This window comes from Allosphingosinicella deserti (assembly GCF_003012735.1).
Taxonomy (GTDB): domain Bacteria; phylum Pseudomonadota; class Alphaproteobacteria; order Sphingomonadales; family Sphingomonadaceae; genus Allosphingosinicella; species Allosphingosinicella deserti.
In genome coordinates, this window is the sequence record NZ_PXYI01000005.1 from 483,516 (window position 1) to 501,991 (window position 18,476).

General features: G+C 66.8%; 12 protein-coding genes. 8 read left to right on the forward strand and 4 right to left on the reverse strand.

The features are described from left to right. Positions 1–29 precede the first annotated feature (29 nt). The 8 genes from glgC (at position 30) to C7I55_RS17480 (ending at position 14,529) form a co-directional block, all read left to right on the forward strand. Positions 30–1,295 carry a glucose-1-phosphate adenylyltransferase gene (gene glgC, locus C7I55_RS17445; protein WP_106514274.1) on the forward strand — a complete coding sequence of 422 codons (1,266 nt, stop codon included), beginning with the start codon at positions 30–32 and terminating at the stop codon, positions 1,293–1,295. Beyond that, positions 1,295–2,773, forward strand: a complete 1,479-nt coding sequence (gene glgA, locus C7I55_RS17450) for a glycogen synthase GlgA (protein WP_106514275.1) — start codon at positions 1,295–1,297, stop codon at positions 2,771–2,773. Before glgC ends, glgA begins: the two co-directional genes overlap by 1 nt. Next, positions 2,770–4,884 carry a glycogen debranching protein GlgX gene (gene glgX / locus C7I55_RS17455; protein ID WP_106514276.1) on the forward strand — a complete coding sequence of 705 codons (2,115 nt, stop codon included), beginning with the start codon at positions 2,770–2,772 and terminating at the stop codon, positions 4,882–4,884. Before glgA ends, glgX begins: the two co-directional genes overlap by 4 nt. Before the next feature lie 38 nt (positions 4,885–4,922). Then, positions 4,923–6,224 (forward strand): MFS transporter, encoded by a 1,302-nt coding sequence (locus tag C7I55_RS17460; protein ID WP_106514277.1) that lies wholly within the window; start codon positions 4,923–4,925, stop codon positions 6,222–6,224. Between the two features lie 366 nt (positions 6,225–6,590). After that, complete coding sequence (locus C7I55_RS17465) at positions 6,591–7,067, forward strand: RNA polymerase sigma factor (protein WP_106514278.1); 477 nt, start codon at positions 6,591–6,593, stop codon at positions 7,065–7,067. Then, the gene (locus tag C7I55_RS17470) at positions 7,061–8,035 is read left to right on the forward strand and encodes a FecR family protein (RefSeq protein ID WP_106514279.1); all 975 of its coding nucleotides are present in this window, start codon (positions 7,061–7,063) and stop codon (positions 8,033–8,035) included. The genes C7I55_RS17465 and C7I55_RS17470 overlap by 7 nt, the downstream gene beginning before the upstream one ends. Positions 8,036–8,257: 222 nt before the next feature. Next, positions 8,258–11,704 carry a TonB-dependent receptor gene (locus tag C7I55_RS17475; protein WP_158266469.1) on the forward strand — a complete coding sequence of 1,149 codons (3,447 nt, stop codon included), beginning with the start codon at positions 8,258–8,260 and terminating at the stop codon, positions 11,702–11,704. Positions 11,705–11,787: 83 nt separating this feature from the next. Next, a complete protein-coding gene (locus tag C7I55_RS17480; RefSeq protein WP_106514281.1) occupies positions 11,788–14,529 on the forward strand; it encodes a M16 family metallopeptidase in 2,742 nt (913 codons plus the stop codon). Positions 14,530–14,595: 66 nt separating this feature from the next. Here the strand turns inward: C7I55_RS17480 and C7I55_RS17485 are convergent, their stop codons facing one another. From C7I55_RS17485 to C7I55_RS17500, 4 genes are all read right to left on the reverse strand, one after another. Next, positions 14,596–15,279, reverse strand: coding sequence for a head GIN domain-containing protein (locus tag C7I55_RS17485; protein WP_106514282.1), 684 nt, complete (start codon positions 15,277–15,279; stop codon positions 14,596–14,598). A 198-nt stretch (positions 15,280–15,477) separates the two neighbouring features. Then, a complete protein-coding gene (locus C7I55_RS17490; RefSeq protein WP_158266470.1) occupies positions 15,478–16,212 on the reverse strand; it encodes a head GIN domain-containing protein in 735 nt (244 codons plus the stop codon). 108 nt (positions 16,213–16,320) lie between these two features. Continuing rightward, positions 16,321–16,965 carry a Vgb family protein gene (locus C7I55_RS17495; protein ID WP_106514284.1) on the reverse strand — a complete coding sequence of 215 codons (645 nt, stop codon included), beginning with the start codon at positions 16,963–16,965 and terminating at the stop codon, positions 16,321–16,323. A gap of 9 nt (positions 16,966–16,974) precedes the next feature. Beyond that, positions 16,975–18,195, reverse strand: a complete 1,221-nt coding sequence (locus C7I55_RS17500) for a helix-turn-helix domain-containing protein (RefSeq protein WP_106514285.1) — start codon at positions 18,193–18,195, stop codon at positions 16,975–16,977. Between the last annotated feature and the right edge of the window lie 281 nt (positions 18,196–18,476).

The following is an 18,476-nucleotide window of genomic DNA, read 5'->3' on the forward strand; positions in this document are numbered from 1 at the left end:
TTACACATCCGTAACAAGGGAGAGGATGCATGCCGCCGAAAACACAGCCCCATGGGCCCTATGCCCGGCACGCCATGGCCTATGTGCTGGCCGGCGGGCGCGGCAGCCGGCTTATGGAGCTGACAGACCGGCGCGCCAAGCCGGCCGTCTATTTCGGCGGAAAGACCAGGATCATCGACTTCGCGCTGTCGAACGCGCTCAATTCGGGGATCCGGCGGATCGCGGTGGCAACCCAGTACAAGGCGCACAGCCTGATCAGCCACCTGCAGCGCGGCTGGTCCTTCTTCCGCTCTGAACGCAACGAAAGCTTCGACATTCTGCCGGCGAGCCAGCGCGTGTCGGAAGAGCTCTGGTATCTCGGCACCGCCGATGCGGTGTACCAGAATATCGACATCATCGCGTCCTACATGCCGCAGTACATCGTCATCCTGGCAGGCGATCACGTCTACAAGATGGATTACGAGATCATGCTCTGCGAGCATGCAGAGAGCGGCGCCGACGTCACCGTCGGCTGCATCGAGGTGCCGCGGATGGAGGCAACCGCCTTCGGCGTGATGCATGTCGACGACAACGACAAGATCATCGAATTCCACGAGAAACCCAAAGACCCGCCGGCGATGCCGGGCCATCCTGATCTCGCGCTGGCGTCGATGGGTATCTACGTGTTCGACACCAAATTGCTGTTCGAGGTTCTGCAGGAGGATGCCGAGGATCCGAATTCCAGCCGTGATTTCGGCAAGGACATCATCCCCAAGCTGGTCAAGAAGGGCACCGCCCACGCCCATCTGTTCGGCCGATCGGCCCTGCGATCGACCCCGGATGCGCCGAGCTACTGGCGCGATGTCGGCACGCTCGACGCCTATTTCCAGGCCAATATCGACCTCACCTCGATTACGCCCGATCTCGACCTCTACGATCATAGCTGGCCGATCTGGACGCACAGCGAGATGGTCGCGCCGGCCAAGTTCGTCCACGACATGGAAGGGCGCCGCGGCGAGGCGATCTCGTCGCTCGTTTCCGGAGACTGCATCGTGTCCGGCGCGCGCCTTTCGAACAGCCTGCTGTTCACTGGAGTCCGAGTGAATTCGTTCACGACGATCGACCGCGCGGTGATCCTGCCGCGGGTCAATGTCGGACGGCATGCTCGGCTCAAGAACGTGATCGTCGATCGCGGAGTCACCATACCGGAAGGCCTGGTGGTCGGCGAGGATCCGGTGCTCGACGCGCAGCGCTTCCGCCGCACCGACGCGGGCGTGTGCCTGATCACCCAGCCGATGCTCGATGCCCTGAAGTAATGGCGCGCCTCCAGGTCCTGTCGGTCGCGTCCGAAGTCTATCCGCTGATCAAGACCGGCGGCCTCGCCGACGTTGCCGGCGCGCTGCCGGCCGCACTCGCCGCCGAGGGCATATCGATGCGCACCCTCGTGCCCGGCTATCCGGCGGTGACCGCCGCGCTGAAGCGCGCACAGGCGGTGCACGCCTTCGACGATCTGTTCGGCGGCCCGGCGCGGCTGCTTGCCGGCAAGGCGGCGGGGCTCGACTTGCTGGTGATCGATGCCCCGCACCTCTACGCGCGGCCGGGCAATCCTTATCTGGAGCCGGACGGGCAGGATTGGCCGGACAATGCCTTTCGCTTCGCAGGGCTGGCGCGGGTCGCGGCGGCGCTCGGCCGCGGATTGCTGCCGAATTATGCGCCGGGGGTGATCCATTGCCATGATTGGCAGGCGGGGCTCACGCCCGCCTACTTCGCCTTCGGCGAAGGGCCGAGCGTGCCGACCGTGATGACGGTGCACAATCTCGCCTTCCAGGGGGCGTTCCCGGCCGATCTGCTCGGCGCTTTGGGCCTGCCGCCGCGCGCGTTCACCGTCGACGGTGTCGAATATCACGGCCAGATCGGCTTTCTGAAGGCGGGGCTGCAGCTTGCCGACCGGATCACGACCGTGTCGCCGACCTATGCCAACGAAATCTGTTCGGACGAATTCGGCATGGGCTTGCAGGGTCTGCTGCGCGGCCGGGCCGAGCGGTTGCAGGGGATCTTGAACGGCATCGACACCGATGTCTGGAATCCGGGCGCCGATCCGCTGATCGCCGCGCCCTACAGTGCCGCCGATCCGGGCGCGCGCGCCGCGGACAAGGCGGCGCTGCAGGCCGAGATGGGACTGGCGGGAAGCCCGGACACATTGCTGTTCGCGGTGATCTCGCGGCTCGGCTGGCAGAAGGGCCTCGATCTGCTGCTCGATGCGCTGCCCCTGCTGATCGCCGAAGGGGCGCAGCTGGCCTTGCTCGGCTCCGGCGACGCGGCGCTGGAAGCGGGCTTCCGGGCCGCCGCCGACGCGCACCCGGGGCAGATCGCCTGCCGCATCGGCTATGACGAGGGGCTCGCCCATCGCATCCAGGCCGGCGCCGACGCCTTGCTCGTGCCCTCGCGATTCGAGCCGTGCGGGCTGACTCAATTGTGCGCGCTGCGCTACGGCGCGGTGCCGGTGGTCGCGCGCGTCGGCGGGCTCGCCGACACGGTGATCGACGCCAGTCCGGTGGCGCTTGCCGCGGAGGCTGCCACGGGGGTCATGTTCTCGCCGGTGAACCAGACGATGTTCGAAGGCGCGCTGCGCCGCACCGCCGCGCTCTACCGGCAGCCTGAAATCTGGGCGCGGCTGCAGCGCAACGGCATGGCCACCGACGTCTCGTGGCACGGGCCGGCACAGGATTATGCGCGGCTGTACCGCAGTCTGATTCCGGCCGCCGCTCCCGCGAGGCCGCGCGGCCGGGCATGACGCGCGCGGCGGGGGAGGGGAGTCCCGAGCCGCTCGGCATCATGCCGGATGGCGACGGGGTGAACGTCGCGATCTTCTCGGCGCATGCGGAAGGTATTGAATTCTGCCTGTTCGATGCGGATGGGCGCGTGGAGGTCGAGCGTGTGCGCTTGCCGGCGCGAACCGGCGATGTCTGGCACGGGCATGTCGCCAGTGTCGGAGCGGGCGCGCGTTACGGTTTGCGGGCGCACGGGCCCTATGCGCCCGAGCAGGGACATCGGTTCAATCCGGCGAAACTGCTCGTCGATCCGCATGCGCTGGTGCTCGATCGCGCGTTTCGGCTGCATCCGAGCATGTTCGGGCATGATGCGGCCGGTGGGCCGAGCGCAGAGGACAGCGCGCCTTTCATGCCGAAAGGAGTCGTCACCGATCCCTTTGACCCGTTCGGGCTGAGCTTGTCGAAGCCCTCCCTTATCGCCGCGGCCGAGAGGAAGCAGAGGGCTTCGACAGGCTCAGCCCAAACGGACTTCTCCGGGGCTCAGGCTGATTATGCGCGCTCCCGCCTGTCCGTACCCTGGTCCGAGACCATCCTCTACGAACTCCATGTGCGCGGTTTCACCATGCGGCATGGTGACGTTCCATCCGAACTGCGCGGCACCTTTGCCGGCCTCGCGCATCCGGCGGCGGTCGCGCATCTCGTCCGGCTGGGAGTTACCAGCGTCGAGATCCTGCCTGCCGCGGCGTGGATCGACGAGCGCCATCTCGGCCCGCTCGGTCTCACCAATTACTGGGGCTACAACCCCGTCGCCTTTCTCGCCCCCGATCCGCGGCTCGCGCCCGGCGGATGGCCGGAAATCCGGGCTGCGGTGGCGGCGCTTGCCGAGGCCGGGATCGAGACGATCGTCGACGTGGTGTACAATCACAGCGGCGAGGGCGACGCGCTCGGCCCGACCCTGTCGCTGCGTGGTCTCGACAACGCCACCTATTACCGGCTGCGCTCCGAGGATCCGGCCGCCTATGTCGACGACAGCGGCACCGGCAACACGCTCGCGCTTGATCGCGCGCCGGTGGTGCGGCTGGTGATGGACGCGCTGCGCTGCTGGGCACGCGCCGGAGTGCACGGCTTCCGCTTCGATCTCGCCACCTGCCTCGGCCGGCGCGCCGACGGCTTCGACCCGCAGGCTCCCCTGCTCGCCGCCATCGAGCAGGACCCCGAACTGCGGGAGCTGAAGCTGATCGCCGAGGCCTGGGACATCGGTCCGGGCGGCTATCAGGTCGGGCATTTCGGCGGCGCCTGGGGCGAATGGAACGATCGTTTTCGGGACGACGTTCGCCGCTTCTGGCGCGGCGATCCCGGCCGGCTCGGCGGCCTCGCCACCCGCCTGGCCGGATCCGCCGATCTGTTCGCCGCCAAGCGCCGGCCCTCGCGCGGCGTCAACTTCGTTACCGCGCATGACGGCTTCACCCTTGCCGACCTGGTGTCCTATTCGGCCAAGCACAATCAGGCCAATGGCGAGCAGAATCGTGACGGTTCGAACGAGAATTCGAGCTGGAACAACGGCGCCGAGGGGCCGACCGGCGATCTCACGATCCGTGCCGCGCGGCTGCACGACCAGCGCGCTTTGCTCGCCACCCTGCTGCTCGCCCGCGGTACGCCAATGCTGTCGATGGGCGCCGAATTCGGGCAGAGCCAGAACGGCAACAACAATGCCTATGCCCAGGACAATGAGAGCAGTTGGCTCGACTGGGACAATGCCGACGAGAGCCTGCGTGCGTTCACGGCGCGGCTGATCGCGCTGCGCCATGCTCTGCCGGCGCTTCGCGACGATCGCTTCCTGACCGGTGCCGGAGACGTGGCGTGGCTTGCGCCCGAGGGCGCGGCAATGACCGCGGAGGATTGGGAGCGAGGTGAGAGCCTGTCGATGGTGCTGGGGTCCGCCGGCGAGCGCCTGGCGATCCTCCTCCACCGCGGTGCGCAGCCGCGCCGGTTCGTGCTGCCGGACGCTGCGGAGGCGCTCGACTGGCGGGTTCTGGTGGACAGCAATCCGGAAGAGCGAGCCTTTCACGAAGGCGGACCGAACGTCCTGGTGGCGCCGCGATCGCTGCTGCTGGTTGCCGAGGAGCCGCGTTGACCTCTAACGATGCACCGAAGGTTGGGGAGAGGGCAGCGATGACGGACAGCGTGGCGAACCAGGGTCCGCATCGTGCACACCGGATCCGCAACATCCTCGGCGGCTCCGCGGGCAATCTCGTCGAATGGTATGACTGGTACGTCTATTCGGCCTTCGCGCTCTATTTCGCGCCGGCCTTTTTCCCGGAAGGCGACCAGACCGCCCAGTTGCTGAGCACCGCGGCAGTCTTCGCAGTGGGCTTCGTCATGCGTCCGATCGGTGCCTGGGTGATGGGCATCTATGCCGACCGGCGGGGCCGCAAGGCGGGGCTGACCCTCTCGGTGACCTTGATGTGCCTGGGATCGCTGCTGATCGCGGTGACTCCAAGCTATGCGTCGATCGGCGTGCTTGCGCCGTCCATCCTCGTCCTTGCCCGCTTGATGCAGGGGCTGAGCGTCGGCGGCGAATATGGCGCAAGCGCCACCTATCTGAGCGAAATGGCCGAGCGGAAGCATCGCGGCTTCTATTCGAGCTTCCAGTACGTAACCCTGATCTCGGGCCAACTGATCGCGCTCGCCGTCCTGCTCGTGCTGCAATCGACCTTGTCGGAGAGCGCGCTGGAAAACTGGGGCTGGCGGATCCCGTTCGCGATCGGGGCGGTGCTCGCGATCTTCGTTTTCTATCTGCGCCGGCGGCTCGCCGAGACCCAGAGTTTCGAGAACGCGCAGAAATCGGGCACGCCGCGCTCGAGCGGCCTGACCTTGCTCCGCTATCACCCGAAGGAAGCGCTGCTGGTGATCGGCCTCACTGCCGGCGGCACCTTGGCCTTCTATGCATATACAACCTACATGCAGAAGTTCCTCGCCAACACGTCGGGCTTCAGCCGGGAAACGGCGACCGAGATCACCACCGCGGCCTTGTTCGTCTACATGCTCCTCCAGCCGGCAATCGGCGCGCTTTCAGACCGAGTCGGCCGCAAGCCGATCATGATCACCTTTGGAATTCTCGGCACCCTGTTCACCGTGCCGATCTTCACGACGCTGGAGACGGTCACCAGTCCTTATGCCGCCTTCGCGCTGGTGCTGGCGGCACTGGTGATCGTCTCCGGCTACACCGCGATCAATGCGGTGGTGAAGGCGGAGCTGTTCCCCGCCCACATCCGCGCACTCGGCGTCGCGCTGCCTTACGCGATCGCTAATACCCTGTTTGGAGGAACGGCCGAATATGTCGCGCTGCGGTTCAAGCGCGCCGGGATCGAGGACGCTTTCTATTGGTACGTCACCGGGCTGATCTTCGTCTCGCTGCTCGTCTACCTGTTCATGCGCGATACGCGTGCGCACAGCCACATCGCGGAGGATTGACGGCCCTCACCCTCCCAGGCCTGCGGCTTGGGCCCCTCCCTCTCCCCAAGTGGGAGAGGGGTTGGTTTTCCCCTCTCCCGTTTCGGGCAGAGGTGAGGGCGTTCGGTGCGGTCGCCGACGAGTGACGGCGGAGAGATAGATTCACCGGCGGCTGGACAGGGTGGCGGCTTTTCACCACGATGGCGGCGTTTTCGGTTCGAGGGGGATCTGGACCAACGTGTCGCGTGCGCGTCGTCATCGCAGCTCAAGCTTGCCTGTTTCGCGGCGCGCACATCGCCGGGCCGCCGCCGTCAGAATTAATCGCACCGTGAAATGTCGGATATGTCCGTCTCGCGCGTCTGATGAGATGCAGGGCTAGAGCCGAAGATGCCGAGCCTTGCCGAAATGCTTGCGAAAGCGCGGCGCGCGGTGCTGCGACGGGGCGTTTCCGAGGAGGATGCAGACGAACTCGTGCAGGACGCTTTCCTGAAGATCGAGCATTATGAGCAAAGCCATGCGGCCCGCTCGAAGGAAGCTCTGTTGGTGACCGCGGCGGTGAACCTGTCGATCGATCGCGCCCGGAGCCGTGCGCGCGCGCCGTTCGTCGACCATACCGACGTCCAGGCGATCGCCGACCACGCCCCCGATCCGGCGCAGATCGTCGAGGCGCAGGCGCGCCTCCGCCATGCCGCCGAAGGGCTCGATCAGCTGTCCGAGCGAACGCGCCGGATCCTGCTCAAGCGCCGGCTCGAAAATCTAAGCTTTGCCGAGATCGCCGCTTCCGAAGGCATGTCGGTCGCCGCCGTCGAGAAGCAGGTCGCGCGCGCGACGCTGCAACTGATGCAGTGGATGGCGGAATGGTGAGCGCAGCCCGCCGCACGCCTGATGGTGAACCGCCGCGCGCCGATGCCGAGGCTGCGGTCTGGATCGCGCGGCTGAATTCGGACGCGCGGTCGGCGACGACCGACGATGCCCTGCGTGCCTGGCTGCAGGCCGACCCGGAGCACGAGGCCGCCTTCGAGCGGGCAACCGAGATCTGGGCGATGATCCCGGGCGCGGCGCGGCTCAACGAAGCCGAGGCGCCGCGGGCGATTCCGCGACCGAACATGCGTCAGCAGCATTGGGGCATGGCGCTCGCCGCCTCGCTGCTGATCGCCGCCGGTGCGGGCGGCTGGTGGCTGAGCGATCCGACCATCGACTATTCGACCGAGATCGGCGAGCAGAGGGTTGCTACCTTGAAGGACGGCAGCCGGATCGCGCTCAACACCGGCACCGAGCTCCACGTCGCTTTCGACGACAAGGTGCGCCGGGTGACGCTGGATCGCGGCGAGGCGATGTTCGAAGTTGCGCCCAACCCGGATCGCCCGTTCGTCGTAACCGCGGGCGATCGAACCGTGCGCGCGGTTGGAACCGCTTTCATCGTCCGGCGGAGCGGCAGCAGCGTGGTGGTGACCTTGATCGAGGGCAAGGTCGCGGTGGCGCCGCTGCGCGAGACACCGGAGGGGGCCGAAGCGCCGGCTCTGCTCACCGCCGGCGAACGGCTGATCGCCACCGCGGAGGCGCCGCCGTTGATCGATCAGCCGTCGATGGAAGCGGCAACGGCATGGCGCCGCGGCCAGGCGGTGTTCAACGACACGCCGCTCGCCAACGCGGTCGCCGAACTCAACCGTTACGGCGGGCCGCGGATCGCGATCGGCGACCCCCGGCTCGCGTCGCTGCGCGTGTCCGGCGTGTTCGCGACCAACGACACGGCCGAATTTGCAAGTGCGATCGCGGCGCTGCACGGCCTGCGGGTTCAGCATGGCCAAAGCGAGCTGCGCATCGTTCGATAGGATCCCAATCCGATCTGGCGCGGAGAGGGTTGGCGTTTGCGCTTATTCAAAAGATCAAGTTATCTCAGCTGCTTGAGCGGAAGGCCTCTGCCAGGCTGGCGAGGCAATCCTGACTAATTTCATCCCCGGTGACATTTTTGTGTCCCATCCATGTCGGTTTTGCAGCGCACCATCGTCTACCCAAATGAGGGGAAGGGTTGCCGCCCCTTGCTAGGGGGAATGATGGTATCCAAAGTTTCGTTCGCTGCTTACGCCATGGCATCCTGCGCTCTGGCGACTCCGCTCGCGGCCCAAGCACAGGCCTTGTTCTCGTTCGACCTGCCGGCCCAGTCGCTGGCGCGCTCGCTGCGTGCGGTCGCGTCGAAGACCGGTTCGAACATCGTCTTTTCGGACGCCGCGGTGCGCGGCAAGGGGGCGCCGGCGCTCCGCGGCGACTTTGCCACCGAGGCCGCCTATCGCCGGCTCCTCCAGGGCAGTGGCCTCGGCCTCAGCGTGACCAGCGGCGGATCCTACGTGGTCGGCACGCCCCAGGGCAATTCGCCGGCGCTGAGCCGGACATCGGCGGACGGTGGATCGGGCGCGATTATCGGCCACGTCGCCCAGGCCGACGGCAATCGCAACATCGCCGGTGCGCTCGTCCGCATCGTCGAAACGGGCCAGACCGCGACGGCCGACGATCTCGGCAATTTCCGTTTTCCCGATCTGCCGGCCGGGAGCTACACGCTCGAAATCTCGTTCCTGGGGTTCGCGACCGTCACCGAGACGGTCGAGGTGCGGGAGGGTCCCGCCCGCGCCGAGTTCGTGATGGCGGAGCCGCGCGACACGGTCGGCGAGATCGTCGTCTACGGATCGCGCAGCGCCCGCGCCAACGCGCTCAACCTGCAGCGCACGGCGGAGAACAGTTCCGATGTGATCTCCGCCGATGATCTCGGCAATTTCAACGGCACTACCTTCTCCGAAGCGTTGCGCCGCGCGCCAGGCGTTTCGTTCCAACGCGACGGCGTGACCGGCGACGGCACCAACGTCATCGTCCGCGGGCTGGAGCCCGACATGAACGCAGTAAAGCTCAACGGCCTCAATCTCCCGGTCGGCAGTGGCATCGGGCGCTCGGCTGATCTTTCCAACCTGCTTGCAGATTCGGTGAGCCGGATCACCATCCACAAGAGCCTGCTGCCGAGTCAGGACAGCGCCGGCACCGGCGGGTTGATCGAGATCGAGACCTTGTCGCCGCTGAACCGGCCCCGGCGTTATGCCAATTTTCTGATCGAGGGCGGGCTTGGGCCAAAGGATTTCAGCGACGATTTCCTGGCGTCCGGCACCGTTTCCGGCACCTTCGGTGCCTCCGGCAATTTCGGGCTCAGCGCCTCGGTACAATATCGGCGCAATTCGGTGCGCAACATCTCGTACAACACGATCCTGGAATATGGGCGCACGATGCCGGTAACCGCCAACGGCGAGCCATCCGTGTTCGAGATGAACGATCCGCTGATCAACTTCCCTTTCACGCCCGGCGATGACGAGGCCTTTCCGACCCGGCTCGAGACCAGCTTCAATCACGTGAAGCAGAGGACGATGGCTGCCACCGTGTCGGCGGAGTGGAAGATCGCGAGCCACACCAACCTCAAGTTCGATTTCCAGCATTCCGAAACGAAGCGCGACCGATACGGCCTGGTCGATGCCTTCTTCACGGCGAGCGAATATCTCGACGTGCCCGGCGGGAAGGCGATTGCCGAACTCTCGATCGATCTGACGCCGGGCAATGAGGCGTTGAGCCGGGAGCAGCAATATACGTATGACCGCGACGTCAAGAACGTCAGCGACACCTACAGCTTCAACGGCAAGACCAATCTCGGCAAGTTCGAGTTCACCTATCTCGCAGGCTATGCCCATGGCGCGGAGACCCATCCCGGTGAGTTCGTAACGACGCTGAGAATGCCCGACACCGACGCGCGCGCGGACTTCTTCGCCCCAGACGCGTTCGATCCCGCGACCGGGCGGATCCTCACCGGCTGGGCGGCACGCAGCGGCAACGGGATTCCGCTGCCGCTGCTGAGCCAAAGCGGGTGGGCGTTCGTCAACGATCCGTCGAACTTCACGATCGACCAGGCCAGCGGCCAGATCGATGTCACCAAGGGGCTGAACGACCGTTACACGGGCAGCTTCAGCGCGAAATGGCAGCCCGATGCGGGCTTCTTCAGCTATGTCGAGGCCGGCGCCTATTACGAGCGGACCGAGTTCAAGCGCGACCTCCTCCGGTCGCAGCTCGGCGGCAATGTCCCGGTTTCGGCGGTGGGGCTGGAATTCAGCCCGTCCGACCTGTCCCGGATCGGCGTCAGGGCGCCCGGCTTTGCCGTGGTCGACGAGAAATCGCTGAGCAGGTTCGTCAGGAATATCGACCAGCTCGCGGCCGGCACCAGCGGTTTCACGCTCACGCCGATCGTCCCCCACCCCGATCAGGACAAGCAGGGCACCCTGGAAGAGAGCTTCGCCGCCTATCTCCAGTCGCGGCTGACGTTCGGCAAGCTCGAGGTGATCGGCGGCGTGCGTTACAACCGCACTCACCTCGAAGCCTCCAACCTCGTCTTCCCGACCTATATCGGTCCGATCCCGCAAAATGGCGGGGCAATCGGCATCGATCTCGATTTCCAGCGGGATTTCGGAACGCTGGTCACGGAGACCGAGACCGCGAGCGACTTTCTCCCGCGGATCCTGTTCAACTATCGCCAGAGCGACAATCTGATCTTCCGCGGCGGTTATTTCCTGTCGGTGGCGCGGCCGCAGATCGGCCAATTGTCGGCGCAGACCCGGATCTCGTTCCTGAACATTCCGATCCCGGGGCCCGAGGGCGTCAAGCCCCGGCTCGAAATCAACACCGGCAACCCCGATCTCAAGCCGGCGACGACGCACAATTTCGACATCAGCGGCGAATATTACCACAAGATCGGGATCATGAAGCTGAGCGGATTCTACAAGCGGATCAATAATCTGCTACAGGCCAACATGACCAACGGGCCCGCCAACCTCGCCGCGCTCACCCTGCCGGACCATCCCTACTTCCAGGGCCCACCCTATTTCGACCCGTCGAACCCGCAAAATTACTTCATCCTCGGCACCACCCCGGCGAACAGCGACCGGGTGGCGACGATCTGGGGCATCGAGGGGCAGATCGAACGCCAGTTCGATTTCCTGCCGGGCATCTGGAGCGGGTTCGGCATCTTCGCCAACTATACCTACACCAAGAGCTCACGGTCTGAGCGAATTACATGGTCCTATGACCCGATCGAGGGCAACTTCTACGAATTCCGCGGAATTCCGTTCAACCAGCAGCCCAAGCATTCGGGCACGGCGGCGCTGACCTACAACAAATACGGGATCGACGCGACTCTGACCTACGGCTTCCAATCGCGAGCCCTGTCCATGTTCCGGCCGCGCGGCCTCAGCATGTTCAGCGAGGATGTGCAGACGCTCGATTTTCGTGCCGAATATTGGCTTCGCCCGAGCTTCGGCCAGATTAGGATCTACGTCGAGGGATCCGACCTGCTGCGAGGCACGTCGAGCCCCGACGTCGAGGAGACGTTCGGCGGTCAGGCAGGGAGCCCGACCTTCTACACCCGCGCGACCTATCTCGGCGGCCGCCGCTTCAAGATCGGCCTCGCCACCACCTTCTGAGCGCGCTGCTCAGCCAATTCCCTGGGCCGGCTCTTCCCCCCACTTTCCGAGGGCCGGCTCCTTTTTTCTTTCGAGGATTCTTCATGAAGATGTTCACGCTGCTCGCCACGGCCGCCGCCGTCGCGGTTGCTGCTCCGGTTGCCGCCGCCCCGGCGCCGGCGCCGGAGGCCGCCGCCGATCTGGTGCCGTTCCAGCAATTCACTTTGGCGAACGGCCTGCGCGTCATCGTCCACGAGGACCACAAGACACCCAAGGTCGCGGTCGCGGTCTGGTACCATGTCGGATCGGCCAACGAGCCGGTGCGCAAATCGGGCTTCGCGCACCTGTTCGAGCATCTGATGTTCAACGGCTCGGAGCATCACGACAAGGAATATATGCCGCCGCTCCAGGAGATCGGCACGTCGGGCGTCAACGGTGCGACCTCGCTCGACCAGACCTATTATTACGAGATTGTGCCGACCGGCGGGCTTGAGCGCGTGCTGTGGCTGGAATCGGATCGGATGGGCTATCTGCTCGGCGCGGTCACGAAGGCCAAGCTCGACGAGCAGCGCGGCGTCGTTCAGAACGAGAAGAGGCTGCGGGAGGGCCAGCCCTACGGCACCATGGACGCGCGGATCGCGGCCGGCCTGTTCCCCACCGACCATCCCTACAATCACTCCACCATCGGTTCGATGGAGGATCTGACCGCTGCGTCGCTCGACGACGTCAAGCAATGGTTCCGCGATTATTACGGCGCGTCCAACGCCGTCGTGACCCTGTCGGGCGACGTCACGTTGGCGCAGGCGAAGACGCTTGCCGAGAAATATTTCGGCAGCATCGGCGCCGGTCCGCCGACCGGGCGGCTGACCGCGTGGGTGCCGACCCTGGAGCGGGACAAGAGCGAAGTGATGCAGGATGCGGTGCCGCAAACGGCGATCACCTGGAACTGGGCGGTGCCGGGCCGCGGCACCGCCGACGCCACGGCCTTGCGCATGGCCGCCCATGTGCTCGGCCGCGGCAAGACCGGGCGGCTCTACCGCGCCCTCGTCCAGGAAAAGCAGCTGGCGACGTCGGCGACCGCCAATTTTTCCTCCTACGCGGTGGCCGGCATCTTCTCGGTTGACGTGCGGCTGAAGGACGGCGTCGACCGCGCCGCGGCGGAAGCGGCGATCGCCGAGGTGATGGGTGATTTCCTGAAGAATGGGCCGACGCCGGCCGAGCTCAAGAGCGCCAAGGCGACCGCTTATGCGGATACGGCGCGGGCGATGGAATCGATCTACGTTCGGGCGATGGCGCTGTCCGACGGCGCGATCTTCGAAGGCGATCCGGGCGCGTTCCAGAAGGACGATGCGCGCTTCGCGGCAGTCGAGGCATCGGCGGTCCGGGCCGCAACCACGAATTGGCTGACCAAGGGCGCCTACCGGCTGACCGTGCTTCCGTTCGGCACCCGCGCGACGATCGCCGACACTGCCGACAGGGCGACGATCCCGCCGCTCGGCGCCTCGCCGGAGCTGGTTCTGCCACCGACGCGCGAAGCGACCCTGTCCAACGGCATCAAGGTCGTTCTGGCCGAGCGGCCCGGCGCGCCTTTGGTCGAGATGGCGATGGTGTTCGATGCCGGCCGCGCGGCCGAGCAGCATGGCAAGCGCGGCATCCAGGGCTTCACGCTCGGGCTGATGGACGAAGGCACCAGGACGCTCGACAGCCAGGCGCTGGCCGAACGCCAGGCGCTGCTCGGCACGCGGATCTACGGCTCCAGCGACACCGACACGACGGCATTCCTGCTGTCGGCGCTGACCCGCTCGCTACCGGACTCGGTCGCGCTCTGGGCCGACTACATCCGCAATCCCGGCTTCCGCCCGGCCGATATCGAGCGCGACCGGGCGCTCGGCCTGTCGGGGCTCGCCCAGTCGCTCGCCAACCCCGACGATGTTGCCCAGCGGGCCTTCGCCAACCTCGTCTACGGCGCCGACCATGCTTATGGCGTCGCCGTCTCTGGTCGCGGCGAGACGCTCAAATCCTTCACCCGCGACGACGTCGTCGCCTTTCACGAAAGTTGGATCCGCCCCGACAATGCCGTGATCTACGCGGCCGGCGACACCGATCTTGCGACGCTGACCGCTGCGCTCGAGAAGGGCTTCGGAGACTGGAAGGCGCCCGCGCGCCCGAAGGGCAGCAAGGCACTGGCGGCGGTTCCCGCCGCGACGACGCCGCGTATCGTGCTGATCGACAAGCCGGGTGCGCAGCAATCGGCGATTCGGGTCGGCCAGGCAGTGCTGACCGGCCTCGATCCCAAGGATTTCGATCTCGATGCGGTCAACGACGTGCTCGGCGGCGGCTTCACCTCGCGGCTGAACATGAACCTGCGCGAAGCCAAGGGGTGGAGCTACGGGGTCAACAGCTTCGTCGAGGATTCGGCGGGGCCGCAACTGTTCGGAATCGCCACCAGCATCCAGACCGACAAGACCGCCGAGGCGCTGACCGAGATCGCGCGGGAGCTGCGCGACATCCGCAAGGATCGGCCCGCCACCGCCGACGAGATCGCTTTGGTCGTCAAGGGCCAGGTGCTCGGTCTCCCCGGGCAGTTCGACACCAATCAGGCGATGGTCGGCTATCTGCGCTGGGTCAGCCGTTTCGACCGGCCATACGACTATATCACGAGCCTGCCCCGCCGATATGCGGCGCTTCGCCCGGAGACGATCACCAGCACGGCCAGCGCATTGCTGAACCCCGACGCAATGACCTGGGTGGTGGTCGGCGATCTTTCGAAGATGGAGGCGAAGGTGCGTTCGCTGAACCTCGGCACCGTCGAGATCTGGGACGCGGAAGGGCGCAAATTGCGGTGAGGGGCAAGGTGGCCGCGTCCGGTGGGCGGGCGCGGCCAGCCGTATCCCTATAGCTGAGGTTTCGGCCTATTTCCCGCAGTGCACGTCCGCGGCGCTGCCGGTGACGGTGCAATCGGCTGTGCCGGCGATGCGCACTTCGCCAAGGCCATTGGCGGCGATGCGGGCGGTGCGGTCCGTGCGGAAGGCGATCCTGCCGCTGGTTTCCGCGGCGAGGATTGCGTCGTCGGTGCGAAGACCCTCAGCCTCGAGAGCGGCGCTGCCCTGAACGGTGGCGCGCAGCTGCTTGGCAGTGCCGCCGAGCGCGATCGTCCCCGCGCCGACCGAGGCGAGAACGAGCGAGTCGACGTCCACTGCAGCGACATCGAGCCGGCCACTTCCCGAGACGGAGAGATCGACCTTGAGGCCGCGAACCGTGTCGATGGCGAGCCGGCTCGATCCGACGATCGCCACGCCTTTCAAGGCGCGGGTGCCGAGCTCGATCTTGACCGGTCCGGACTGCGCGCCGGGATTTCCGCCCCAGGCCGAACGGTTGGGATGGATCTTGAGCATTCCCGCCTGCACTTCGATCGTGATCCGATCGAGCGCCGCCTGATCTCCGATCGCGCGGGCGCGGCTGTTGGTGCCGGTCGCGAGGGTGACTTCATAGGGACCCTCGATGCGGATCCGATCGAAATCCGTGACCGAGTAGTTGCGCTCGGCGGCGAGCGTGGGCGCCGGGGCGAGAGCGAGCAGGAGGGCGAGGCGCTTCATGCGGGAGAGCCTAGCCCCGAATGGTTAATGGCAGGGTAAAGGCGCGCGCCCGATTATTGCTGCCCGACCCTTCGGTTCAGCAAGGGGGAAGGTCAGCAAGGAGGAAGGGAAAGGGTGAGGGGGTAAAGACGAAGGCGGCTTTGCAGAGTGAGGATAGGCGTCACGGGGAGGCGCGGCCTCCCCTGACATCCCCCTGCTTCACCCCGTGCAGCGAGCTTCGCCGGAGCCCATTTTGGAGATGTTGCACTTGGCGGGGCCGGAGAGTTCGACGTCGCCGGAGCCGATGATCGAGATGTCGGCGCTCTGCATGGCGCGGGCCTTGACGCTGCCGGAGCCGGCGACCGAGACGCTGGTGCGCTGGACTTCGAAGCCTTCGAGCGAGATGTCGCCCGATCCGGCGATCGAGACGTCGCCGCTGTCGGCCTTGCCCCTGGCGCGGATGCCGCCCGAGCCGCCGATCGAGAAGCTTGCCGTCTTCACCTCGACGGCACCGATGTCCATGTCGCCCGATCCGCCGATCGCCGCTTCGAAGCTGTCGCCCGCGACCTTGTCGATCTTCATGTCGCCGGAGCCGCCGATCGAGGCCGCGGCGAGGGCGGGGAGGGTGACGTAGACGGTGACCGGGCTGCGGTCCGATTTGAAGCTGAACGAGAAGCCCTTCTTCGTCCCGATGCCGAGCTCGCCGTCTTCGACCCGGATGTCGAGCTTGTCGATGATCCCGAGATCGCCCTCCGCGCGCACCGAGGGCGCGCCGCCGACGGTGACGACGACATTGTGCGGGCCGCCGAGCGCGATCTTGTCGAAGCTGCCGACCTCGAAGGTGCGGCTGCCCGTCTGGCCGCTCGGCTTGGCATCGTGATTCTGCGCGTCCGCGGTGAAGTTGCAGGCTGCCAGAAGCAGCATCGATCCCACAGCAGCAATCGGTCCGCGCATCGCCATTCTCCCCGCGAGGTGTGTTGCCTGCATAATACGCGTGTGCGGACGTATCTGCAACCCGGAAAGAGCGACCGCCGTCAGCCGGCCGTCGCCGCTGCCGCCCGGTCAGTCGGCGCGACGCTGCGGGCGGCGGACGACCCGGATCGTGCCGCTGCTCGCGTCGCCGCAGAAGAAGCGCGCGTTGCCGTCGGATTCGAGGCCGGAGAGACCGGTGCCCCTGGGCATGTCGAGCGTCTCGAGCACCTCGCCGCTTGCGGGATCGATGCGCCTGATATCGCTCTCGTCGCCTTCCCAGGTGCCGTGCCAGAGCTCGCCCTCCACCCAGGTGACTCCGGTGACGAAGCGGGTGCACTCGATCGTCCGCACGATCGCGCCGGTTTCGGGATCGACCTGGTGGATCTGACGACTGCGATACTGGCCGACCCAAAGCATTCCGTCCGACCAGGCAAGCCCGGAATCCCCGCCCTTGCCGGGCGCCGGGATGGTGCCGACCACCGCCCCGCTGACGGGATCGATCTTCTGGATCCGATCCTCGGCGATCTGGAAGAGGTGACGGCCGTCATACGCGGCGCCGGCATGCGCCGCGACCTCGATGCTGCGCTCCACCTGTCCGCTCGCAGGGTCGAGCGCGTTCAACGTGTCGCCGGCCCCGAACCAGATGTGGCTGCCGTCATAGGTAACTCCGTGCACCGAAGCGACGTCGGGGAAGGGGCCGTATTCGTGGATGATGTCTGCGGGAGAGCGTGTCATGCCGCGATCCTAACGGGACGAATGCGCGACGGGGAGTAACAAGGCTGTCGGGAAACCGGGCATGGCCGGCGCCATCCAGCGACGTGCGCGGCCGCGGCCGAACGCCTGTACCTTCCCCGCACCCGACAGCGCCTCGAGCGCGCGCTGGACCGTCCGCTGACCGGTATCGAGGGCAAGGGCAAGCGCCGAGCTCGACCAGGCCTCGCCGTCGGCCAGCAGCGCGAGGATGTCCGCATGGGGGGAATCGACCGGCGGCGCCAGCACGACGATGCGGCCGGGGCGCGCCGGTGCGAGCAGGAAGCCCCGCTCGGTCGCGCGGATCTCGGCCAAGCCGCCGAGCGCGGCGCGCAGGCGGCCGATCTCGACCCGCAACCGGGCCCGGTGGGAATCGTCGACGAAGCGCGCGTGGAAGGCCTTGGTCAGCAAGGTGCGTCTGTCGGCGTCGCCCGGCCAGGCCTCGCACAGCAAGCGGGCGAGCGCGAACAGCACAGGGCGCGTCGCCAGCGAGATCGCGTGCGCACCGCGGCGAACGGCATGGCGGCAGGCGTCGAGGACGAGGCTGTCCGACGCAAGCAGGGCTTCGACCTCGTCGAGCAGGAGCAGGCGTTCGCTACCGTCCTCGATCAACCGCGCGGCCGGGGTTGCGAGTAGCCGGTTGGCGCTGTCCACTTCGGCGATCAACGCTGATATGCCGGACTCCCGCGCCGCCGCTCCGGCGCGGTCCAGCGCCGTCCGGGCCGCATCGGTGCTCAGGCGCCGGATGGCGATACCGGCCGCCGCAAGCTCGTGCGCCGCCCGCCTGGAGGGCGGCAGGGCGGCTGGCGCGATCCCGGACAAAGCGGCCTCCGCCTCGTCGACGCGGCCGATCAGCAGCAGGCGGCGCACGGCGAGATGCCCGGCATGGGCGGCGTTGATCCAGTCGCCATGGCGGGCAAGCGTCGCCCGCGCCGTTTCGAGCGCCCGTGGCCGCCAGCCGAGATCCCGGGATACGAAAGCGATCTCAGCCTCCGCGACGAGGCAGCGTGCGCGGGCCACCCTTTCCCGCGGTCCGAAACCGCGCGCGGCACGACGCAGGAGCATCTTCGCGCGACCGAAGTCGCCGAGCTGCGCCATCGCGATCCCGCGCAGCGCCAGGCCGGGGGCGTCGTCGCGCAACGCGATCCGGTTGAGCGCCCCGAGGGGATCGCCCGCCGCGAGCGCGCGGGCCGCAGCCGTGATCAACGAGTCCATGTTCCGGCCACTTGGTCGCTCCGCGTTCCCTGAAGCCGATCCTAGCCGGATCGGCTCTCGTGGGAAGGCCAGACGGCCTTCAGCGCACGTCCGGGCGCGATCCCGCAAGTTCGTTGAGGAGAATCAACGATCCGGAAGCGTAATTAATGCGACGCCGCAACGAGGCCGAAGCGGCGAGTGGCTCAGCGGCGCTGAGAGAAGGGGCTGCGCAGGATGAGCTGGCGCTCGGCCTCGGTCGGCTGGCGACGCATGAGATTGAAGACGCTCCGCTGCGCGTCGTG